Origin of the sequence: Bdellovibrio sp. 22V, from assembly GCF_030169785.1 — a bacterium.
Taxonomy (GTDB): domain Bacteria; phylum Bdellovibrionota; class Bdellovibrionia; order Bdellovibrionales; family Bdellovibrionaceae; genus Bdellovibrio.
Map to the genome: position 1 here is coordinate 2,392,390 of NZ_CP125854.1, position 22,858 is coordinate 2,415,247.

Below are 22,858 nucleotides of genomic sequence, written 5' to 3' on the forward strand. Positions count from 1 at the left end.
TTTTAACTCCTCAATTCAATAAAATCAGTTCGTCCAAAAAGAGAATGAACACCTTCAAAGAACTCGTTGTTCACGTTGATTCCTTGCGCTTCCGCCATCTCCATCAAAACACGGCGGTTGACTTCAGGCATTTCTATTTCAAAGCTCACGGCTGTAGGTCCGGGATAATCCTTCATCAAAGAATGCAAACGCGGGTAATCGGCTGGATTGATTTTATCCAGACGAAGCACCATGCGCTTGGTTTTCTTAAGGACATCCTCAAGAGGCGAGACCGCATCGACCATGATCTTAGCGACCCCCTCTTCCACCTCAAGACCACCCCCGATAAGGACCGGCCTTTCATCGCGAAGCTGCATCTCAAAACGCGCGAACGAATCCGGGAAGATCACAAGCTCACAAGCTCCGGAAAGATCCTCGATCTTACCAAATGCCATCCGCGTCCCCTTTTTCGTGATCAATTCGCGAAGTTCAGAAATCAAACCTGCGACAATCACGCGCTTCTTGCCGGCGTCGCGGTTTTTCCAGTCTTTTTTCGCAGCTTTCAATGCCTCTGCCTCCGGAGAACCCGGTGGCGGCATTTGCTGCGGCAGATCCGCGACTTTGCATGTCGTCCACAACTCTGAAAGCGTATCAAAACCTTTGAGAGGGTGATCCGACAGATAGAAACCCAAAACTTCTTTTTCGTAAGACAGCGAAGCCGTTCGTGTCCACGGTTTGCATTCCTGCAAAGTCACCGTGGTTTCCGTCGATGGTCCTAAATCAAACAATGAACTTTGTCCCAGCTCACGATCTTTCTGCAGACCTTGCGCACGATCCAGATACTTCTGATAGCTCGCCATCAATTGCGCACGATGACCGCCGAAGCCGTCAAACGCGCCCGCTTTAATCAAACACTCAATCACTTTTTTATTCACGCGGCGAAGATCGATGCTGTTGAAGAACTCATCCAATGACGAAAACTTCTTTTCCGGCAACGCATTCCGAGCCTCAATAATCGCTTCAACCGCATTCTGTCCGACACCTTTGATGGCGCCCAGACCGAAATAAATTTCATCTCCGTGGACGTCGAAAAGATAATCGGAAAAATTCACGTGTGGGGATTTTACCGTCAGCCCGCGTTTTGCTGCATCCTTCGAGTACTTGACGATCTTTTCAGTATCCGACAATTCCGTACTGAGCAAAGCAGCGAAGAACTCCGCAGGATAATGACACTTCAACCATGCTGTTTGCAAAGTCACGACAGAGTAGGCCGCCGCATGCGATTTATTGAAACCGTAGTCGGCAAACTTGTACATCAAATCAAAGAGCTCGGAAGATTTCTCTTTGTTGTGACCTCGTTCCACCGCCCCTTTCATGAAGCGTTCGCGGTGTTTATCCATCTCCTCTTTGATCTTCTTACCCATCGCACGACGAAGCATGTCGGCTTCACCCAGCGAGTATCCGGCGATCTTAGAGGCGATACCCATAACTTGCTCTTGGTAGACCATGATTCCGTAGGTCTCTGACAAGACCTCGCGTGTGTCTTCCAAAAGATATTCCACCGGCGCTTTCCCATGTTTACGGTCTGTAAAATCGGGAATATTCGCCATCGGACCTGGACGGTATAATGAAGTAATCGCTGTGATATCGGCGAAGGAGGATGGACGGATTTTACGAGTGGCATCGGTGATGCCCTCACCTTCGAACTGGAACACCCCCGCAGTATCTCCTCGGGACATCATTTCAAACGTCGCCGCATCATTCATCGGAATCATCTTCGTGGTGATATCTTTGCCACGATTTTTCTTGATGAGCTTCAGCGCCATGTTGATGTGAGTGAGCGTTTTAAGTCCCAAGAAGTCGAACTTAATCAAACCGATTTTTTCGGCGTGCTTCATGTCGTACTGGACAACCTGCTCGCCATCAGCGCCTTTGTACAAAGGAGCATGTCTTACAAGCTGTCCGTCACCGATGATGACACCCGCCGCATGGATACCGGCGTTTCGCACCATCCCCTCGACTCGTTGTGCGAGGTCGATGAGCGTTGCCACCGTTGGATTCATCTCCATCAGTTCCGTCAAACGCGGCTCCATCTCGAGCGACTCTTTCAAAGTCACGCCGAGTTTATCTGGAATCAGTTTTGTCACTTGATCGGTTTCAGAAAACAACATGCCTAGAACACGACCCACGTCTTTCAACGCCGCACGTGTTTGCAATTTACCGTAAGTAATAATTTGCGAGACGGATTCCTGCCCGTATTTTTCGGTTACGTAACGGATCACTTCCTGACGACGATCCTGACAGAAATCGATATCGAAGTCCGGCATCGAGATACGCTCTGGATTCAAGAAACGCTCGAAGAGAAGGAAATTTGGAAGCGGATCCAGATCCGTAATTCTTAAACAATAAGCGACAAGAGAACCCGCACCGGAACCACGACCCGGTCCGACTGGAATGTCGTTGTCCTTCGCCCAGCCGATGAAATCCTGGACGATCAGGAAGTAACCGTTGAAACCCATGCGGTCGATGATGCCAAGTTCGTAATCAAGACGAGCGTAATACTCTGGCTTTTTTTCTTCAGGAACAGCTTCACCGCGTGCTTCGGCTTCTTCAAAGCGCACTAACAATCCTTCTTTGGATTTGCGCGCGATAAAGTCCTTCAGCGACTCCCCGGAACCTGTCGGGAATGTCGGCAAGTGATAGATCGGCTTGCCGGAATCGTCTTTGATTTTAAATTTCACATCGCAACGTTCAGCGATTTGCAAAGTGTTGCTGATCGCTTCCGGAATATCGGAAAAGATCTCCACCATTTGTTCCGGCTTTTTGAAATAGAACTCGTCCGTCCCCAAACGGAAACGCGATTCATCACTCAATGTTTTATTCGTTCCGATACAAATCAAAACCTCTTGCGCGATTTGATCGTCCTGAGTCATGTAGTGGACGTCGTTACTCGCCACCACAGGCACTCCTGTGATTTTAGAAGCCTCCAGCAAGAACGGATTGATTTGATCCCACTCGGCGACACCTGTGCGGCACATCTCAAGATACAAACGATCATCAAAGATTTCTTTGAGCTGACGGATCTTCGCCAAAGCGGCGTCAGGACCTTCGCGCAAAAACGCGTCGGCGACTTCACCGCGCAGTCCCCCCGTAAGGCAGATTAGATTTTCGTGATATTTCTGAATCACTTCGTAGTCGATACGCGGCTTCCAGTAAAAACCTTCCTGATAGCCGATTGTCGAAAGTTTACAAAGGTTGCGATAGCCTTCCGTATTTTGCGCCAAGAAAACCAAACGTCTTGGTCCCGAATTCACTTGATCGCGATCTTGTTTTTTTTCTAAGCGCGAACCCGGCGCGATATAAGCATCCAAACCAAGCAGAGGTTTGACGTTATTGTCTTTGCAGGCGAAGTAAAACTCGACGGCACCAAACATATTGCCGTTATCGGTAAGAGCCACCGCAGGCATCTGCATCGCCGCGGCTTTTTTAGCAATGGCTTTAACCCGGCAAGCGGCTTCTAAGAGAGAGTATTCAGAGTGAACGTGTAAATGAACAAAAGACATGATAATTTCATATCTTAGGGCCTTTTTTAATTCAATAAAAGGGGTCTCTAGACCCCTTATTCCTCACTGCGTTAATAGCCTCTTAAGAGCATAATCGGATAAAGATCCACACCCGCTGGAACGACGGCGTGATCCACGTCCAATTGGTCGCCTTTGACAGGGATTTTCACGATTTTATCGCCTTTCCCGCCATTAAGTGTGATTTTGAGAATAACTCCGGAAATTTCGGCGGGATTCGTGCTGCCATCGATATTCCAAAGAGTCACTTGCTCGTCATGAATTTCGATTTTATCGCTGTTCGCAATCGATGGATCCTTTTCCATCTTCACTTCCAAAACACTGGGCGCCCAGCCTTTTTCGACTTCCATATCAATTTGCAGTTTTTGTTTAAGCACGTTCGACGCATACTTCACAAGCAGCGTCGCCGTTTTTCCCGTTTGCGGAGTTTCAAAATCCCGATCGCGCGTGCTGTCACCGGAAAGCACCCCCACCCAGCGGGTTTTAAGAGACGAGTTTGGAACTTCTAAAGAAAAAGGCTGCGTGACTTTTTCACGAAATGAAAAATCATTGAAAGACATCAAGAGACGTCCATTTTCGATGTCGTAAAGTCGATAGCCTGTCATCGCAGCACAACAACCGCCCAAGCCTGTGACTAAAACCGGTTTGTTCCCATGAACATTAAGCTCGGTCGCTGTTTCAGTTTTCCCCCACAGCACGTTTTGCAACTGTGCGCCTTTGCGAACTGTCCAAGAAATCGTGCCGGTGAGGCCCTCGGCATCCAGGTAGGTTTGAACCGATTTATGACTGCTTACCAGATAAAGCTGCTCACCATCGACTTCGGTGTAGTCGCGATAAAGATCATAATTTTGTGAAGTCGTAAGCGTAGAGCGAATGCCGTTGGCATCTTTGAAAAGTTTAAAACTCGCCGTGCCTGAAGCTTCATAAAGAAGTTCCGCACCGCCGGCCATCGCGGCGATCACAGAAAGAATAATAAAGAGCGAAAGAACTTTGGATGTTTTGATAATTCTGATTGTTTTCATTCGCAGAAAGGTAACAAAAACATCCAAAGCAATGGAGTTACAAGCTCATCATGACCGAGGAGTAATTCTATTTTTTATTGCGCGGATCATCCGCAGGATTCACATAAGTAATTCCCCACGGCCCCATGCCGTTCAATTGAATGATCGCTTCTTTTTCCGCGCGCGCGAAGTGATGCGTCCCCGCTTTCATACTCGCAAAACCGCCCGTTTTAATTTCCGTCATTTTTCCTTTGGCATCGTCGCCAAGCCCCATGAAAAACGATCCGGAAAGCACCGTGATGTTTTCGTCTTGAGGATGAAAATGCGGAGGAATTTTATATTTCGCCGGCAACTTCAGACGAAGACTGAAGGGACCTGCGACAGAGGGATCTCCGTAAAGCGCATAAGATTTTACACCCGGAGGCAAAACAGCCGGCCCTTCTTTCCACTGAATTTCACTTGCTTGCAGCATCACGTGATCGGATTCATTGGCGGCCATTGATGAAAAACAAAAACAAGTTAAAGCAAGAACAGTCCAAAATGCGCGCATATTTTTCTCCTCGGAATATCTTGGACTCCTAAGATACTCTTCCGAAGTATTGACGCAAAATTTCTAAGCGTAAAAAGAGAAGATACATAAATGCCAGGTCTGTTTTCTGTTGCATTACAACTGGCAACAAACCCGGCTCTTTATTTTATTCCCATTCGATGGTGCCAGGAGGCTTTGATGTAACATCATACACGACGCGATTCACGCCTTTGACTTTGTTCGTGATAAGATTTGAAACCTCACGTAAGAATTGAAAATCAAAAGGATACCAATCCGCTGTCATACCATCACTGGAAGTCACTGCACGCAAGGCAAGAACGTGATCGTAAGTTCGTGAGTCGCCTTGCACGCCCACGGTTTTCACTGGAAGCAGAACACAGAAGGCTTGCCAGATTTTTTCGTAAAGTCCGCGGCGGCGAAGCTCAGAAATGTACACATCATCGCATTCTTTAAGAATTTTAAGTTTCTCTTTAGTCACTTCACCTAAGACCCGGATCGCAAGGCCCGGGCCAGGGAACGGATGACGCCACAACATCTCATGCGGCAATCCTAATTGCGCTCCCAAGGCACGCACTTCGTCTTTAAACAGCTCACGCACAGGCTCCACAAGACCGAGCCTCATTTTCTCAGGCAGACCACCTACGTTGTGATGTGATTTGATCGTGACACTGCCGCCAACGGAAGAAACGCTTTCAATCACATCGGGATAAAGTGTGCCTTGTGCAAGCCACTTGATCGGAAGACTGTGGTCATAACTTTTATCAAACACTTCGATGAACACACGCCCGATAGTTTTACGTTTGTCTTCAGGATCTTCCTTGCCTTTAAGAGCTGAAAGAAATTCTTCTGAAGCATCCACACCTTTCACGTTCAAGCCGATGCGGCGATAGCTTTCAAGAACATTTTCGAATTCGTTTTTGCGAAGAAGTCCGTTATCGACAAAAACACAATGCACACGTTCTGCACCCAAAGCTTTGGTCAAGAGGGTCGCCACAACCGTGGAATCCACACCACCGCTCAAACCGACAAGCACGTGATCTTTCGCGCCAACCTTTTCCTGAGTTTCTTTAATCAAAAGGTCTTTGATATGCGGAGCATCCCAGTTTGCAGGTGCCTTACACATGTCGTGAGCGAAGTGACGAAGCAAATCATTCCCGTGATCCGTATGCGCCACCTCGGGATGAAATTGCACTGCCAAGACTCCGGGACCTTTCATCGCTGCGGGATGATTTCCATCCGACATTGCGACGACTTGAAAACCTTCCGGTGCTTTTTCAACCACATCACCGTGGCTCATCCAAACTTTTTGTCGCTCGGGAACACCCGCTACGACAGAAGTCCATGTTACATAATTAAGTCCGTACTCACGATGTTCAGCGCGAGAAACCTTGCCGCCCATCTGATGAGTCAAAAGCTGCATTCCATAACAGACACCCATGAGAGGACTTATGTTACGAAGTTCCGGAATATCTCTTTGCGGAGAACCCGGTTCATAAACCGAATTGGGCCCGCCGCTAAGAATAATTCCGTAAGGATTTTTCTTACGAATTTCTTCGGTCGGATATTGGTAAGAATGAATTTCTGAATAAAAACCAAGCTCACGCAGACGACGTGCAATCAATTGCGTGAACTGCGAGCCGAAATCTAAAATAATAAAACCGCGCATTTTTAAGACTCCATACGATAGTTCGGAGCTTCTTTCGTGATGCTCACGTCATGCACGTGAGACTCACGCAAACCTTGCGCGGAAATCTGCACAAATTTCGCCTTCGCTTGAAGATCATCGATATTCTTCGCGCCGACATAACCCATACCAGATTTCAAACCGCCCACAAGTTGGTGAATGATACCGGAAGCCGCGCCTTTGTAAGCGACTTTTCCTTCGATACCTTCAGGAACAAGTTTTTCATTTTCTTCGATGTCCATTTGACCGTAACGGTCTTTCGAACCCTTCGCCATCGCACCGATGCTGCCCATGCCGCGGTAAACTTTGTATGTGCGGCCTTGGAAAAGAATTGTTTCACCCGGAGATTCCTCAGCACCTGCCAAAAGATTTCCGATCATCACGGAGTTCGCGCCCAAAGCCAAAGCCTTCGTAATATCGCCAGAAAATTTTATCCCGCCATCGGCGATAATCGTTTTTCCGCGCGCCTTTGCCGCTTTCGCACATTCGACGACCGCAGAAATTTGCGGCATACCGACGCCCGCCACAACACGTGTCGTACAAATACTTCCCGGCCCCACACCCACCTTCACGACTTCCGCGCCGGCTTCAAGCAAAGCCAGAGTGCCTTCCGCCGTGACGACGTTTCCGGCAATAACAATCACGTCTTTGTATTTCTGCGCGATATAACGAACCATCTCGATCACGTTTTTAGAATGCCCGTGCGCCGTATCCACACAGAGCACATCAACGTTCGCCGCCACCAACGCATCCACGCGGTCGCGCGAGTCAGAACCGACCCCCACACCGGCGCCTACAAAAAGACGGCCGTGCTCGTCTTTCGTCGCTTGCGGATAATTTTTTGCCTTCTCGATATCTTTGATCGTGATAAGACCTTTCAGTTTTCCTTTGGCATCCACGACAGGAAGTTTTTCGATGCGATGTTTTTGCAAAATCTTTTTCGCTTCTTCCAGGGTCGTTCCCATTTTCGCTGTGACAAGATTTTCTTTGGTCATCACATTACGAATGGGCTGATGGAAATTTTCTTCAAAACGAAGATCACGATTCGTAAGAATTCCAACAAGAGTTCCGTCGACTGTGATCGGCACACCGCTGATGGAGTATTTCTCCATCAGCTCCACAGCCTCTTGCACTTGATGATCCGGTCCCAATGTGATCGGGTCCATGATCATTCCAGATTCGTATTTTTTTACTTTTTCCACTTCGAGAGCCTGTTTCTCGATATCCATATTTTTATGAATGATACCGAGGCCCCCGTTTTGAGCCATCACTCGCGCAATACGATTTTCAGTGACTGTATCCATCGCCGCCGAGATGATCGGCGTGTTGAGATATTTTTCTCTCGCAAAGAGAGATCGAGGGACAACTTCTGTCGGCGTGATTTCTGAATATTGCGGAAGAAGAAGAATGTCGTCGAAAGTTAAAGCATAAGGGACGTCGCGTTCCATAAACTAACTCCTGGCGTGGTGGGGGTTTCCCCATCTTATTCGTACCAGGACTTATAGAGCAAATAGTTATCCGCAGATTTTTCTAGCAACTCGACCTCTTCATCTGTGAGGGATCTTTTTACTTTCGCAGGGCGTCCTACGACCAGACTGCGCGGAGGAATCTCAGTGCCTTCAGTTAAAAGTGAGCCCGCGCCAATAAGGCAATGCTCTCCCACCTTCACACCGTCCATAAGAATGGAACCCATCCCCACCAAAGTGCCGCGACCGACTTCGCAGCCGTGCAACATCACCAAGTGCCCGATTGTTACGCGGTCATGCAGTGTCGTGCCCCATTTTCCGTAAGTTCCATGAATCACGGTTCCGTCTTGGACATTCACTTCTTTGCCAATACGGATCGGCATAACATCGCCGCGAACAACGACATTGTACCAAATCGAGGATTTATCGCCGATCTCCACGTCACTGATAATGCGCGCGTTATCCGCAATAAAAACATGCTCACCCACCACAGGAGAAACGCCACGTGCTCGCACAAATACATCGCTCATAAACACCTCAATTCCTTCAGGCTACGCTTTCAAAATTTATCTGGCAAGATTATCGCAAAGCCCCGAAAATGAGGACTATGCATGACGGGCATTGTGTCGGTGGGGACGCGCTCCCTTTTCTTCTGCGGTGCTTAAGAATTCTTCGATACGGGTTTTCTCTTTCATCCCATCGGAAAAACCTATCTCAATCAATTGCTTACAGTAGGTCGGCGTAAAAAGAAGATAGCTCAACATCTCGGTGGATTCTTCAATCGAGCCCGGTCCGCGCAAAAGATAACGAATAATTCGCGGCAACTCGCCACTTTTCTTCGCTGCAATCTCCGAGAAATCTATCGAAGGTGCAATCCACAAACTGGGAATCTCACGCACGGAAAGTTTTTTTCGTTCTTGCGGACTTAACGTGGAATAACCTTTGTTGATTGTTTCAATTCTCTGGATATCCGACTCAAGACCGTCCATCATCACAGCGTTCATTAAAACGTTGGCGACCCGCGAAACCGTCGGCACTTCACCGCCCGTCGCGTGATGATAAGTGTACCAAGTATCCTGTCGGCGGCGAACTCCGACAGCGATCAAACTATCCGCGCCCATGTAAATAGCAGGACCGCAGGGAGATTGATTGCGAATGCAGCCGTCTCCGAAATAACGATCGCCGATTTTTATTGGCGGAAAAAGAAGCGGTATCGCGCTTGAAGCCATAATATGTTCGGAAGTCAAAATCGCTTTTTCACTGCGATGCAGACCTTTTTCCCACACGCTGATGTCCTTGGCGCCCTGGAAGAAAGTCACTGTCGAAACACTTTCATAATCCAAAGCTGAAACACCAACACCGCGAATGATCCCCGCTTTTATTTTCTTTTGAATTTCTTCAAACTGGCAGGTTTCCGAAATCAAATTATGCAGAGGATGCGTACTTAAAAGAGATCGTAAAGAAGTTTCTTTCTTCGCTCCCCCTAAAGAAAGCTCGGTCATCCACTGCAATCCGCCGCGCGACAAGGCCATCAAATCCGCATAGAAAACTTTGTCTGAATTCAGATGACTCCAAAGACCGACCAGACGCTTGGCACTTTCAACAAAATCACCGGGGTAACCCACTAACATCGCGACGTTAATAGCTCCAGCACTCACGCCTGTATAAATTTGAAAAGGATTGTGCAGATTCAATCGCTCACAGATGTGCGCCATCGCGGCCAGCACACCCGCTTGATAAGCGCCACGCGCGCCTCCGCCTGACAGAACAAGACCAATGTTCGGCATGCCCTGCTCCTTCCCTCCTTAAACTAAATCTTCTTTAAGCGGAAGGAAAGGTGACAGCGGCGCAAGCGAGGAAATACAAAGCTAAGTTTGTCTGCGGTCAGATACAAACCACACGAGATCATTTTCTAAAAGCTGGAAACTTGCTCTTGGTCCTAAGATGCGCTCAGAGCCGCGCTCAATGCCGACCACCATGCCTCGCATGCTTTCGCGAATTCCGCTGTCACGAATCGTTTTATTGCGACACGCGGATTCCGCCGTGACAATGAAAGAACTCAAACGGAAATCCTCTTCGCGCAAAACTTTTTCTTCCGCCGTTTGGCGTTCCAGATGCGCTTTTTCTTCTTCGAGAATCTCGTGAAACTTCTGCAGTTCCTCTTCACTTCCGAAGCAAAGAATTTTGTCATAAGGCCACAAAACGCATTCCCCGTCCGGCGCAAAAATTCGTTTTGAACCGCGGAAAATCGCCGCGACATTTACGCCGAAATTTTCTTTAAATTCCAAAGACCGCAATGTCTTCCCGACGATTTTAGATTCCGGAGAGATATCGTAACTTCCAAGACTGGCTTCCCAAGGAAGAATATTCGTCGCCACCACAGGACTCACCAGTTCCTGCCGTTCTTTCTCTGTCAGATTTTTTTGGAAGTTCTTTTCGATAAACTGATACAGCTTACGCACCCAGAATTGACCCAAGACGATCGCCACCAGCAAGACACCAATCATCACGCCCGTCGTCATCTTGAGTGAAACAAATTGCGATAAGATCGCCGATAACAGAAGCAAAGCCAAAAGCGAGCGGCCAAGAAACAAACCAAACTGCAGGCCTTTTAACTTTTGCAGCTCATCAAGCTCTCGCGAAGCGCCCAACGAAGGCCCGCTCATAACGATACCAAACATAAACGGAGCTGAGGCCAACAGACAAAGCATCAGCGATACGCTGCTCGCCCACGGGCTTTCTTGCAGATACTGTTGCACTTCTCCCGTGAGAAATCCTTTGAACGCTCCTAAAATTGCGATAACAACGACGGTATTGAGAATAATTTTTACGCCGTACGCTTTAAAAAGAAGCGCGCCAATTCCACTTTTGCCGTCTTGATTGAACGACATCTGGTAGCGATCCAAGCTGACCTTGATTCCTTCAGGAAGTTTGGATTCAAACCATCTATTCAGAGGCTCCGCCACTTTAATAAGATACGGTGTCGTAAACGTCGTCACTGCGGAAACGGCAATCGCCAGCGGATACAGGAAGTCACTTGTCACTTTCAGCGAGACACCCAAGGACGCAATAATAAAAGAGAACTCTCCGATTTGCGCCAAACTCATTCCGGCTTGGAACGCCTGACGACGACCTTGCCCCGAAAGCAAAGCTCCCAGGAATGTGCTGATAAATTTTCCGACGACCGTCACAACAGTCACCAAAAGAACCAGATCCCAACGCTCCATCAAGACCTTGGGATCAATCATCATACCGACAGAAACAAAGAAGATCGCCGCGAAAAGATTTTTCACCGGCTGGAGAAGATTTTCCATGTCGTGGCCTTCAGGTGTTTCCGCCAAAAGCGAGCCCATGATGAACGCGCCCAATGCGGGCGAAAAGCCGACGTTGGCGGCAATCATCACCATCATAAAACAGAGTCCGATGGCGACAAGCAACGTCGTCTCATCTTCAAGAAGTGAACGGATTTTGCGCAAGAAAATCGGAATAAGAAAAATACCGACGACAAACCACAAAGCGATAAAAAATAAAAGACGAAGCCCCGAGAAAGCCAGCTCCGTCCCTGACACCGCTCCCGATCCGGCGATAGCAGCCAAAAGAACCAGCAACAAAATGGCGACAATGTCTTCAACGACGAGAATGCCAAAAACCAGATCGACGAATTTCTGCCCCTTCATGCCCAGTTCTTGAAAGGCGCGCACGATAATGGTTGTCGAAGAAATCGAAAGAATTCCCCCGAAGAAAAGACTGTCGATATAATTCCAGCCCAGGGCCCGGCCGACGAAATAACCGAAGCCCACCATAAAGATGACTTCAAACACGGCGGTAAAACCGGCGGATCCGCCGACCTTAAATAATTTTTTGAAACTGAACTCCAGCCCCAGACTGAACAAAAGAAAGATCACGCCGATTTCGGACCAAACTTGAATGCTTTCTTTATCTGTGACCGTTGGAAAAAATGGAACATGCGGGCTGACCAAAAAACCCGCGATCAAATACCCTAACACCAAGGGCTGACCAAGCTTTTTAAAGAGCAAGGTCGCAAGTGCCGCAATGATAAGAATAAATCCAAGATCCGTGATAAGATGAGGCAAGTGTGTCATGCCCCATTTTTGCAAAAACTAATTCAGATAGCCAGACCCTTTGTCCATCAAACCGATATTTTGCAGTTTTTGTGCGCTGCTCTCGACTTCAGCATTCATCACACGCGAACGTCCGATGAAATTTTTTGTCGCAAAAAGAGGAACGCCTAAATACAAACACAAAGACATCACTTCATCTGAACGAAGTTTGAAAGAATTTTTTTGCGCGTTACCACTCATGTAAAGACGCAAATACTGATGCGATCCGCGAATCTCAACAAACACAGCTTGTTTAATTTCCAGTCCTAAGGACTCCATCAACATCGCCGTAAATTTATGCGGAGATGATTCCAGAATCATCTTGTTCGACTGCGAAAGAGCAACGCCGGCATCAATCGGACTCACCGCCACAGGCAATGTGTACTGATGGGCTTCGTCTTTCAAAAGCAAAAACGGACGCATGGCATCTGTCGTTACCGACAAACCATAAGGAAAGAGCTGCACGAGATCATTCTGATGAAAGGTCTCTTCTTCTTGCGATGGATGCGCAAAAATAATTTGAGCTTTGAGATTATTAAAATCTGAAAGGTCTTTCATTATTGAACAATTTCTCCTCTAAAAACCGCAGGGAATGCTTTCGTGATTTTCACATCCACTGTTTTACCGATCATGTCTGGCGTTCCTAAGAAGTGAACCAGCTTGTTGCCTGTGCTGCGACCTTGAATTTTTCCATGATCACGGTCCACAGACTCAACCAGAACTTTCATCACTTGTCCTTCATAACGTTTTACCAATTCGAAGGCCATTTTATCGTGCGCATCGAAAAGACGATTTAAACGCTCTGTCTTTACTTCTTCATCCACTTGATCTTCGAACTTCGCCGCTTTCGTGAATGGACGAGGAGAGTATTTAAATGCGAAGATCGTTTCAAAACCGACTTCTTGAACCATCGTTACTGTATCCATGAACTCTTCCTCTGTTTCACCAGGGAAGCCAACGATGATATCCGTGGAGAACACAACATTCGGGATCGTCTTTTTCAGCATCGCGATTTTTTCAAGATAATGCTCGCGCGTGTAATTGCGGTTCATACGATCCAAGATGCGGGAGTTACCGCTTTGGAACGGAAGATGGATGTACTCCATCACTTTGTTTTGATGAGCCGCCATCGTATCTGCAAGTTTTTGATTGAAGTCTTTCGGGTGCGACGTCGTGTAACGAATTCTTTCGATATCCGTTTCCGTCGCGACCTTCGCAAGAAGATCGGCGAAATCCAAGCCTTCTTCGGCCTTGTATGAATTCACGTTCTGACCAAGCAAAGTGACTTCTTTCACGCCGCGTTTTACGAGGTGGCGAATGTCCGTCAGAATGTGCTGCAATGGACGAGATTTCTCACGACCGCGAGTGTAAGGCACTACACAGAACGTACAGAAATTATCACAGCCTTTTGTGATATTCACGAATGTCGCCACACCCGGATTTCTGACCATCGTTTCGATGTGATAAGGCGCACGGTGTTCGAACTTCGCATTGATCAGGCGTTTTTCACCCGCGAAAGATTGCGCTACCAAGTTCGGCAGGTTGTCGATCTGATCGGTACCGAATACGAAATCAATCATCGGTTGGTTTTTGATGAGGTTGTCTTTTTCCTGCTGACCGACGCAACCCCCGACACCGATTTTAAGATCGGGATTTTTCTCTTTCATTTTGCGGAATGTGCCGACTTCGGAATAAACCTTGTGCACCGGCTTTTCACGTACGCTGCAAGAGTTGATGATGATCAAGGACGCATCTTCCGGTTTTTCTACTGGCGTGAAATTTTGCATCTCCAAAAGAGAGTACATTCTTTCCGTGTCGTTCACGTTCATCTGGCAACCGTAGGTAGAAATATAAACACCACGGCCTTGTCCAACATCGTGATTTTGCTTAAGGCTTTCAGGGTTTTGCGAAGTGTTTTCCACGGTTCTTACCTCTTGTGTCATTAAAGAAAGTGAGTTATAGAGGACACTTTCAAAAATGGCAAGATAGATGGAGACCTACGTCATGAATCCTCGCCTCAAAAGCTCTAAAAAGTGGACCGCATTTCCCAAGGAATACTCAGAACAGATCCAGGCTGTTTTTAGAGAAAATTTCTCTCAATATCTCGAAAATGCCGAGCTTCTGATTGAAGGCCGCATCTATACCGAAGAAATAGTGCTGCGCGTCGGACATCACGAAGAAGGCCGTTTAGCTCAAGCCAACTTTGAAGTTTCTATGAATTACTCTCAATCTGAACAAGACGCGGTTTCACGCATCCACAACTGTGTCGATGCAGCGGCTAGCATGATGATGGAGTATTTCGAAAAAGAGGGCGAAGTCGACTTCCCTTATGTGTGGAAAGAATATCCTTTCCAAGGCAAAAAACTTTATTTGCAATTCACGACAGAGAACAGCTCTCTTGAAGCCGAAGCCAACAAACTTTTGGGTCTTGAAGACGACACGCTTTTACATGAAGAAGACGAGTCGGACGAGGACGCTCTTTCTCGCGCCGAACAAAGCGAAGAACTCTCTCCCCCGCGCGACGACGAAGACTACGAAGAAGGCGCCGAGGACGAAGACGAAGACCGCGATGACGAAGACAACGGCCCTAAAATGTTCAGCGGCAAATCAAAAAAGAAACTTCATTAAGAAAAAGGTACCTGGTACCTTTTTCCCATAAAAAGGCGACCCTTCGGTCGCCTTTTTATTAAGCTTACCTTCCAGGATTATTCTGCGTAGTAGAAGTCTCCTTCATGGGCTATCGACACGATATATGGGGCTCCCGAAATTCGGTAGAACACCAAATCCTCAGGCAATCTTGGTGCAATCCAATCACTTAATTTCGGGCCGTATTTTTCCAAAATCTTCAGAGAATCTGTAGTTACACGGTAAAATGAAACCTCTGCAGTACCATCGAGCAAAACTGTGCCCGGCCAAGAATCTGTCGCCTTAGTTTCGATAAAATAAGGAGCAAGTTCATTTTCAAGAAGAGACCGACGAGCGGACGTAGTGAGATCTCGGGAAACATAACTGAACTTGCTGCACTTCTGCAAAATTTCCTCTGAAAGAATATCTATTCTTAAATTTACTAAATTCATTTTTTCCTTACTTCGAGCAACAATTTATACATTTGATATGATTAATTGGACCAATATGAACACAAAAATGCCAGGACGGCATTTTTGCGCGCCAGCCCCGCAGGGGTTTTGGACAGGATGTCCAAAACAAAACCCACGCTTTTTACGGCGTGGGCCACCCCTCAAAGAGAGATAAATTTTAAATTTGAATTAAAGAGATTCTACGTAAGATTGGATTTCGCGAACTTCATCCAAGTGATTCTTCGCTTGCATGATCAACTCAACCGCTTCTTTTTGCTTCAAGCGCCCCGCAGCCATTTTTTCACACACAAGTTGTTCCAACTTATCCGTGATTTCGTAAACGCTTTCGTGCTGAGGCCACAAGTTGCGAGAATCGTTAGATCCACCTGCGCACAATGGAATGTAATGATCGATTTTGAATGCTTGGCGCTTCATAGAACGAGTTCTATAGCCAATTTGATCGTATTTTTGGAAAATCGCGGCTTTTTGAGATGTAGAAACATCACGCTCGCAGTATTTGATTTTCTCTGGATAACGGTAAGAATCCGGATGATTACAAAGAGCGCCCGGAGTTAGACTTGCATCCGGTCCCTTTGGAAACGCCTCACCTGCGTGAGACAAAGTTGCACATAACAACACACCAACGAAAAGAGCTACGCCCTTAAACATTTCCCCTCCAAATAGACTGCCCTTTACGGTGGCAGGTAGAAACGTCAGACCCTATCTCTGACTTATATTTGAGTAACCGCGGTTAGTAGTAGCGATCCGATTTCCAATTTGCAATGAAAAAAGTACGCAGAAACTCCCTTAACGCAGGGAGTTTAAACCAGGAAATGTTAGCGCACAGGAATTTTAACGAAGATTTCAGCCGAAAACGGCGGGTAATCCGCATCCTCCGGCTCTCCGACAAACTTTACCGACAGAAGAGAAATCTTCAGAACAGAACCTTTGCGGGCGACCACAAACTCCGCATCATATTCATCATTGTAGATCGCATCTAGCTGACCAGCCCAAAGATTCCCTTCAGCATAATAAAAACCAGAATTGCGCCCACACAAATACAAAGAATGGATCTTCCCCGAGGCAGAGTCGTACTCTAAAGCCCCGACAATTTCTCCTTGTGAATTAAAAACATCCAAAGCCACTTCTTGCGAAACCTCTTCAACACGTTCCTTATCATAAGAACTCATCGCACAAGCTCGAACAGCCTTCGCAGCCGCCAAAGACGCAACAGATACAAAAGAAACAAAGACCCCTAAAAAAATCGCTTTAAACATAAAAAACCCCGCTTAAAGCGAGGTTTTAAAATAAAAAATATCAAAACAAAAATACCTAATAGACCATTTATTATTCAACTCACACATCGAACAGAGATGTCAGCGAAGCGGTCAAAAATGCCCTGATGCAAGGCGGGAGAGAGGAAGCGACTGAGGCGTACATTCGTACGCCGCAGGGAGCGCCCGACCGGGCGTTTTTCACCGCTTCGCGGTCCGCGCGATTAGTATTCGTCGTCTTCGACGCCAGACCCACCATTATCGCCCATTCCACGGACTTCTTCGATGTAAGCGCTTGTATCCTCTTCAAACTCGTTATCCTGGGCTGATTCGTCGATCTCAAGTTCTTGGATAGCAGCCAAGAAGTCTTTTTCCGTGCGAAGATCACGACGGATCATCTCAAGGAATTTATCTGGGTAACGAGACGTCAACTCTTCCACGTAACGCTCGAGTTTTCCGTCAGCCAAAATCTTTTTACGGATTTGGATTTTCTTCCAGAAAAGAAGATAGTGGTAACGGCAGTACGCATCGACAGCGGCGATTTGATCGCAATCGCGAGCGCGGCAATAACGGCGGCCTTCAGCGTCTGTCAGAATGATTTCTTCATCTGTCTTTGGCTTTTCTTCGCCTGTCCACTCTTCATCGACTTCGATTTCTTCGTCAGCCTCTTCAACGGCTTTTAATTCCTCTTCGTACTCACCAATCTCGTCGCCCATGATGTCGTCATCGGCGATAAAATCATCTTCCAATTCGGATTCGTCTTTTTCTTTTTTAGCTTTGCCTTTTTTAGGAGCTTTCGCTTCTTTTTTCGGCGCAGGTTTTTCGGCAACAGGCTGTGGAGCTGCGGCTTTCTTTTCCTGTTTCTTAGCGGCTTCCGCTTTGGATTCTTTCGTCTCCTTCGCTTCTTTCGCTGCAGGTTTTGCGGCCTTAACCAGAGCTTTCACTTCCGGTTTTTTCTTCATTTCCACTTTTTTCGGAGCCGGCTTCGCAGGCGCTTTTTCAGCCTTCTTTTTCACAACAGCTTTGGGAGCTGCTTTTTTAGGAGCAGGCTTCGCCGCTTTTGCTGGAGCTTTTTTTGCCGGTTTTGCTGCGGCTTTAGCCGCGGGCTTCTTTTTTACTATTTTTGCCATAATTCTACCTAGCTATCTCTTTTGGAGCTGGTCAAAAAGGTTCAGCCGCAAGGCGGAGGGGCTTAGCTGCAACGGAGGCGTACTTTTAGTACGTCGGAGTGTAAGATAAGTCCCGACAACGCAGTCGGATGAGCCTTTTTCACCAGCTCATTCATGAATGAAGCATTAAACGAAAGTGGTCAACTCATTTCACTGAAATTGTGCCTTCTTGACTGCGCACAAACACGCTCGCTCTTTGTGCGTCGCCCCGCAAACGACCGCGAACACTTTTCTCTGCACTTAATTTAGTCACTCGCAACTCGGAAGGCACCGTGATCTCCCCTTCCACTGTCATCAGATTTAAGCTTGCGCCCGAGCCCGCGGGAGTCTGCACGCTCACTCTCCCCGATTTCGATTTCACGTCGACTTCCGAGTCCATCGCCATACTGATGGTCACAGTCCCGTCTTGATTGCGACCTTCCATGCGGCCCTGGAAAGTTTGAATGTTCATTGTGCCTTTGCCGTTTTCAAACTGAATCGTGCCGCTGCCTTGATTGATTTTGCTATTCGATTGCTGCGTCGCTAAAGACAAAAAGCCACGGACTTTTTCAATCTGCAATTGGCCCGCAAAGAGAGTCGCATCCACATCGCCCACAATGTTTCGCAAAGCCATCGTACCACTGTACGCGTCTGCTGCAACGCGACCTACGTGATCTTGGACGTTCACATCCCCTTTTTGCACATAAATTTGCAGGGAACCTGAGCCATTTAAAGAACTCACGCGCCCTTGAGTCAGACTCACTTTTAAGTCTTTGTTCCATTTTTGCGCCACAACGGAGCCACCGCGAAGATGAGCTTCCAACGGTACAGGAACTCCTGAAATCTCAATTTTTTTCATTTGTGATCCGGCCTTTGGCAAGATGTTCAGCCAGGATCTTTTGCCGCTGTATTCATTCATGCGGACTTCGATGATATTATCTTTTTTCGTAACGACGAATACGCCCTCGGTGCTGGAATCTTCCACGCCAGACACACGCAGCGAACTGCCAGCCTGTCCCACAACGAGCACCTGGGCTTCTAATCCTTTGAGGACCAGACGATCTCCCTCTTTCACGGGAACTTCGAAAGTGGCTGCCATCAAAGGCTGAAAAAGAAGTTGGGACAATATGAACAAGATCGCTGACATGCGTTGACTCCCTGCAAATGGCTTCCTGCATTTGACTCTGACTTCAAAATATAAAAAAGTATCCGGGCATTTACTACAATTAATTGAGGTGAAATATGGAAAATGTCGTGATTGTGAGCAGCGTAAGAACGCCAGTAACTTCTTTCCAGGGTGGTTTTTCTTCCCTACCTGCACCAAAGCTAGGTGCGGTTGCTATCAAGGAAGCGATCACTCGCGCGGGTGTTTCTGCTGACGAAATCGATGAGTGCATTATGGGTGAGGTTTTAACTGCAGGCGTGGGGCAAGCTCCGGCTCGTCAAGCGGCGATTTATGCAGGACTTAAAAACACAACACCTTGTATGACCATCAATAAAGTTTGCGGATCTGGTCTTAAAGCGGTGATGTTGGCAGCGGACTCGATTGCTCTTGGCAACACAAAAATTGCTGTCGCCGGCGGCCAGGAAAACATGACTTTAGCTCCGCACTTGCTTGAAAATTCTCGCGCTGGTTACCGCATGGGTCCAACGCAAATGACAGACTCTATGATCAAAGACGGTCTTTGGGATCCGTATAACAACTTCCACATGGGAAGTGCGGCTGAGATCTGCGTGAAAGAGCACAACTTCACACGCGAGCAACAAGATGCTTTCGCGATCGACTCTTACAAAAAAGCGCAAGACGCTTGGAGCAAAGGTGTTTTCAAAAACGAAATCGCTCCGGTTGTTGTTGAAGGTAAAAAAGGCGCGGTCACTATTGATAAAGACGAAGAGCCGTTCAATACAAACTTTGATAAAATCCCTGGTTTGAAACCCGCTTTCGATAAAGCAGGAACAATCACAGCGGCGAACGCTTCAAAAATCAACGACGGTGCTGCGGCTCACGTTTTGATGTCTGAAAGCGAAGCAAAAAAACGCGGCTTAAAACCGTTGGCGAAAATCGTAGCCCACGGCACTTTCGCGCACGAGCCAAAATACTTCACGACAGCTCCTGTAGGCGCGATCAAAAAAGCCTTGGCAAAAGCCGGCTTGAATGTTGGTGACATTGATCTTTGGGAGATCAACGAGGCTTTCGCGGTTGTGACTCAGGTGGCGATGAAAGAGCTTGAGATCCCTGCGGAAAAAGTGAACGTGCACGGTGGAGCAGTTGCTATCGGTCACCCGATCGGCGCTTCAGGCGCTCGTATTTTGGCAACTCTTGTTCACGCTCTTCATACGCACGGAAAACGTTACGGTCTAGCGACTTTGTGTATCGGTGGCGGTGAAGCGGTGGCATTGATCGTCGAGAAGGCTTAATTGCTATGAGCAAAAAAGTCTTTACAGACGCGAAGAGCGCCCTCTTTGACGTAAAAGATAATATGACTTTAGTTCTTGGCGGATTCGGCTTGTGCGGAATTCCCGAGAATTGCATCGCAGCTTTGCGTGACATGGGTGTGAAAGGTCTTACTTGCGTTTCCAACAACGCCGGTGTTGACGACTTTGGTTTGGGGCAGCTTTTGCAAAATCGCCAAATCAAAAAAATGATTTCTTCTTATGTCGGCGAAAACGCCTTGTTTGAAAAACTCTACATGAGCGGAGAATTGGAATTAGAATTCTGCCCACAAGGAACTTTGGCAGAGCGTATTCGTGCCGGCGGTGCGGGTATCGCAGGATTCTACACGCCAACAGGCGTGGGAACTCTGGTCGCTGAAGGCAAAGAGATCAAGAATTTCGAGGGCCGTGATTATGTTCTTGAGCGCGGAATCAAAGGCGACTTTGCTTTCGTGAAAGCCTGGAAAGGCGACAAATTCGGAAATCTTGTTTTCAGAAAAACAGCGCGCAACTTCAACCCGATGGCGGCGACGGCTGGCAAAATCACAGTGGCTGAGGTGGAAGAACTTGTTGAAATTGGCGAGTTGGATCCAGATCAAGTCCATACTCCAGGTGTTTATGTGCAAAGGATCTTCCAAGGTAAGGAATATCAAAAGCGCATTGAACAAAAAACTGTGAGAAAGGACTAGAGTCATGCCATTAACAAGAGAACAAATTGCGAAACGTATCGCGCAAGAAGTTGAAGACGGCTATTGTGTGAATCTTGGAATCGGCATTCCAACTTTGGTTGCGAACTATATTCCCCACGATAAATTCGTTATGTTACAAAGTGAAAACGGCCTTCTTGGAATGGGCCCCTTCCCCTACGAAAAAGACGTCGATGCAGATCTGATCAACGCCGGCAAACAAACTGTGACAGCTCTTCCGGGAGCCAGTTTCTTTTCCAGCGCTGACAGCTTTGCGATGATTCGTGGCGGTCACGTTGATCTCACAGTTTTAGGTGCTATGGAAGTGGACGAAACTGGAAGCATAGCGAACTGGATGGTGCCTGGTAAGATGGTTAAAGGTATGGGCGGCGCGATGGACCTGGTTGCAGGTGCTCGTAACGTTATCGTAGCCATGCAGCACACGGACAAGGAAGGGAACTCGAAACTTCGTACGAAGTGCACGTTGCCTTTGACCGGCGTGAAGTGCATCAAGAAAATCGTTAGTGACTACGGCGTGATCGAAGTGACTCCTCAAGGTTTTGTTTTGAAGGAGTACGCCCCCGACCTCACTCCAGAAAAAGTTCTTGCCGCCACAGAAGGAAAAATGACCATCGCTCCTGACTGTAAAGCGATGACTGTCTAACTCTATTGCTGACATTTTAGGTTATTTTTGACCCCGAGGATCCCCTCGGGGTTTTTCGTCTCAGACCTAGACTCGATCCCAGCTCTCATTGCTCCCCTCTGATTTTCCATAGATAATGATTTTGACTTATTGTTAACAGAGAGGACCTGCACGTGGCTGAGGCGAAGAAAGTTGCAAAAGACACTTATCTATTCCGTGACGGAGATGCTCCCGACGCCATGTACATCATCAAATCCGGCGCCTTTGCGGTCACCAAAACCAAAGGAACTTCCGAGGTTGTTTTAGCTGAAATCAATGCGGGTGCGATGGTGGGAGAGATGGCTCTCTTCGACAACAAACCGCGCAGTGCGAACGTCAAAGCGACTAAAGATTCCGAGGTGATCGCTCTCCCCTACGAATCCCTGACAAAGCAGATGGAACAACTGCCAGTGTGGGTGCGCGCGATTATGAAAACGCTGAATGAAAATCTGCGCGAGGCGAACAAGAAAATTAAAATCCTTGAAAACTCCAACCCCGATGAAGAGCGTTTCCCGCCCCACATCGTGAATAAGTATATTTCCATTTTGAATCTTGTCGGTCACAAATATGGCAAACAGGAAGAAGGCGGCGGCGTGAGTTTTTCTTCCGTTCTGCTGCGCAACTATACGATTCAAATTTTCCAAGAAGCCACAAACAAAATGCAAAGCGTGGTCAATGCACTGACCGATCTTGAATACGTCGTGCAAGAAGATCGCGGGGACGGCACACAAAAAATCATCAATCAAAAACCACAAGAACTTTTCCAGTTTGTGGATTGGTACAATGACTGGCTCTTTAAACAAGAAAAAGACCGCTTGCCTGCTTTGACGGATGCGGAGGTCAAAGTTCTTAACGGCATTCTGCTTTTCGCCCGCCGAGTAGAACCAAATAATAAAGGTTTTAGAAAAGTAAATTTGAATGACGTACAAAACGAATCAATGAAAGAGACCGGCAACTTGATTCGCGCTGAAGACGTGAACCCTTTGATCGAGAAAAAATATCTCACGGAAAAGATCATGGATGAGCAAGGCGTATATATTATGATGGCCTTGGAAGACGTCGAGCCTTTGGCGCGTAACTGGACTATCGTGAATAATCTTAAACGTAAATTAAGATAGAGCTTATATAAGCGTCTCACCCTGAGGCGCTTTCTTTCTTTTCGATCAAAAGACTGTT

Annotated in this window: 20 protein-coding genes and 1 riboswitch; of the genes, 5 read left to right on the forward strand and 15 right to left on the reverse strand. The window is 47.3% G+C overall.

What is annotated here, in order from left to right:
* Nucleotides 1–2: 2 nt before the first annotated feature.
* The 10 genes from dnaE to miaB form a co-directional block, all read right to left on the reverse strand.
* Nucleotides 3–3,542 carry a DNA polymerase III subunit alpha gene (gene dnaE / locus QJS83_RS11560; RefSeq protein ID WP_284605006.1) on the reverse strand — a complete coding sequence of 1,180 codons (3,540 nt, stop codon included), beginning with the start codon at nt 3,540–3,542 and terminating at the stop codon, nt 3–5.
* Nucleotides 3,543–3,613: 71 nt separating this feature from the next.
* On the reverse strand, nt 3,614–4,582 hold the full coding sequence (locus QJS83_RS11565) for a hypothetical protein (RefSeq protein ID WP_284605007.1): 969 nt from the start codon (nt 4,580–4,582) through the stop codon (nt 3,614–3,616).
* 67 nt (nt 4,583–4,649) lie between these two features.
* Nucleotides 4,650–5,111, reverse strand: a complete 462-nt coding sequence (locus QJS83_RS11570) for a cupin domain-containing protein (protein ID WP_284605009.1) — start codon at nt 5,109–5,111, stop codon at nt 4,650–4,652.
* Between the two features lie 145 nt (nt 5,112–5,256).
* A complete protein-coding gene (guaA, locus tag QJS83_RS11575) occupies nt 5,257–6,777 on the reverse strand; it encodes a glutamine-hydrolyzing GMP synthase (protein WP_284605010.1) in 1,521 nt (506 codons plus the stop codon).
* Nucleotides 6,778–6,779: 2 nt separating this feature from the next.
* Nucleotides 6,780–8,243: an IMP dehydrogenase gene (gene guaB, locus QJS83_RS11580; RefSeq protein WP_284605011.1), complete on the reverse strand. Its 1,464-nt coding sequence runs from the start codon at nt 8,241–8,243 to the stop codon at nt 6,780–6,782.
* A 35-nt stretch (nt 8,244–8,278) separates the two neighbouring features.
* Nucleotides 8,279–8,791 (reverse strand): gamma carbonic anhydrase family protein, encoded by a 513-nt coding sequence (locus QJS83_RS11585; protein ID WP_284605012.1) that lies wholly within the window; start codon nt 8,789–8,791, stop codon nt 8,279–8,281.
* Between the two features lie 75 nt (nt 8,792–8,866).
* Nucleotides 8,867–10,048: a patatin-like phospholipase family protein gene (locus QJS83_RS11590; RefSeq protein ID WP_284605014.1), complete on the reverse strand. Its 1,182-nt coding sequence runs from the start codon at nt 10,046–10,048 to the stop codon at nt 8,867–8,869.
* A gap of 81 nt (nt 10,049–10,129) precedes the next feature.
* On the reverse strand, nt 10,130–12,364 hold the full coding sequence (locus tag QJS83_RS11595) for a monovalent cation:proton antiporter family protein (RefSeq protein ID WP_284605015.1): 2,235 nt from the start codon (nt 12,362–12,364) through the stop codon (nt 10,130–10,132).
* Nucleotides 12,365–12,382: 18 nt separating this feature from the next.
* Nucleotides 12,383–12,940, reverse strand: a complete 558-nt coding sequence (locus QJS83_RS11600) for a bifunctional nuclease family protein (protein ID WP_284605017.1) — start codon at nt 12,938–12,940, stop codon at nt 12,383–12,385.
* Entirely contained in the window at nt 12,940–14,325 is a 1,386-nt protein-coding gene (gene miaB, locus QJS83_RS11605) for a tRNA (N6-isopentenyl adenosine(37)-C2)-methylthiotransferase MiaB (protein WP_374030172.1), read from the reverse strand. The genes QJS83_RS11600 and miaB overlap by 1 nt, the downstream gene beginning before the upstream one ends.
* 61 nt (nt 14,326–14,386) lie before the next feature.
* Between miaB and QJS83_RS11610 the strand changes: the two genes are divergently transcribed.
* A complete protein-coding gene (locus QJS83_RS11610; RefSeq protein WP_284605019.1) occupies nt 14,387–15,010 on the forward strand; it encodes a hypothetical protein in 624 nt (207 codons plus the stop codon).
* A 77-nt stretch (nt 15,011–15,087) separates the two neighbouring features.
* Here QJS83_RS11610 and QJS83_RS11615 read toward each other — a convergent pair whose 3' ends face one another.
* From QJS83_RS11615 to QJS83_RS11635, 5 genes are all read right to left on the reverse strand, one after another.
* Nucleotides 15,088–15,459, reverse strand: a complete 372-nt coding sequence (locus tag QJS83_RS11615) for a hypothetical protein (RefSeq protein ID WP_284605021.1) — start codon at nt 15,457–15,459, stop codon at nt 15,088–15,090.
* 189 nt (nt 15,460–15,648) lie between these two features.
* Nucleotides 15,649–16,128, reverse strand: coding sequence for a hypothetical protein (locus QJS83_RS11620; RefSeq protein ID WP_284605022.1), 480 nt, complete (start codon nt 16,126–16,128; stop codon nt 15,649–15,651).
* Nucleotides 16,121–16,218, reverse strand: a riboswitch (purine riboswitch). Its footprint overlaps the gene before it by 8 nt.
* A 77-nt stretch (nt 16,219–16,295) precedes the next feature.
* Nucleotides 16,296–16,736: a hypothetical protein gene (locus QJS83_RS11625; RefSeq protein ID WP_284605024.1), complete on the reverse strand. Its 441-nt coding sequence runs from the start codon at nt 16,734–16,736 to the stop codon at nt 16,296–16,298.
* A gap of 221 nt (nt 16,737–16,957) precedes the next feature.
* The gene (locus tag QJS83_RS11630) at nt 16,958–17,863 is read right to left on the reverse strand and encodes a hypothetical protein (protein WP_284605025.1); all 906 of its coding nucleotides are present in this window, start codon (nt 17,861–17,863) and stop codon (nt 16,958–16,960) included.
* A 184-nt stretch (nt 17,864–18,047) separates the two neighbouring features.
* On the reverse strand, nt 18,048–19,028 hold the full coding sequence (locus tag QJS83_RS11635) for a DUF4097 family beta strand repeat-containing protein (RefSeq protein ID WP_284605027.1): 981 nt from the start codon (nt 19,026–19,028) through the stop codon (nt 18,048–18,050).
* Between the two features lie 95 nt (nt 19,029–19,123).
* Between QJS83_RS11635 and QJS83_RS11640 the strand changes: the two genes are divergently transcribed.
* The 4 genes from QJS83_RS11640 to QJS83_RS11655 all read left to right on the forward strand — a co-directional run bounded on the left by QJS83_RS11640 (nt 19,124) and on the right by QJS83_RS11655 (nt 22,800).
* Nucleotides 19,124–20,299, forward strand: coding sequence for a thiolase family protein (locus QJS83_RS11640; protein ID WP_284605028.1), 1,176 nt, complete (start codon nt 19,124–19,126; stop codon nt 20,297–20,299).
* Nucleotides 20,300–20,304: 5 nt separating this feature from the next.
* Complete coding sequence (locus QJS83_RS11645) at nt 20,305–21,003, forward strand: CoA transferase subunit A (RefSeq protein WP_284605031.1); 699 nt, start codon at nt 20,305–20,307, stop codon at nt 21,001–21,003.
* A 4-nt stretch (nt 21,004–21,007) separates the two neighbouring features.
* A complete protein-coding gene (locus QJS83_RS11650; RefSeq protein WP_284605033.1) occupies nt 21,008–21,664 on the forward strand; it encodes a CoA transferase subunit B in 657 nt (218 codons plus the stop codon).
* 152 nt (nt 21,665–21,816) lie between these two features.
* Nucleotides 21,817–22,800 carry a Crp/Fnr family transcriptional regulator gene (locus QJS83_RS11655; RefSeq protein ID WP_284605035.1) on the forward strand — a complete coding sequence of 328 codons (984 nt, stop codon included), beginning with the start codon at nt 21,817–21,819 and terminating at the stop codon, nt 22,798–22,800.
* The last annotated feature ends 58 nt before the right edge of the window (nt 22,801–22,858 follow it).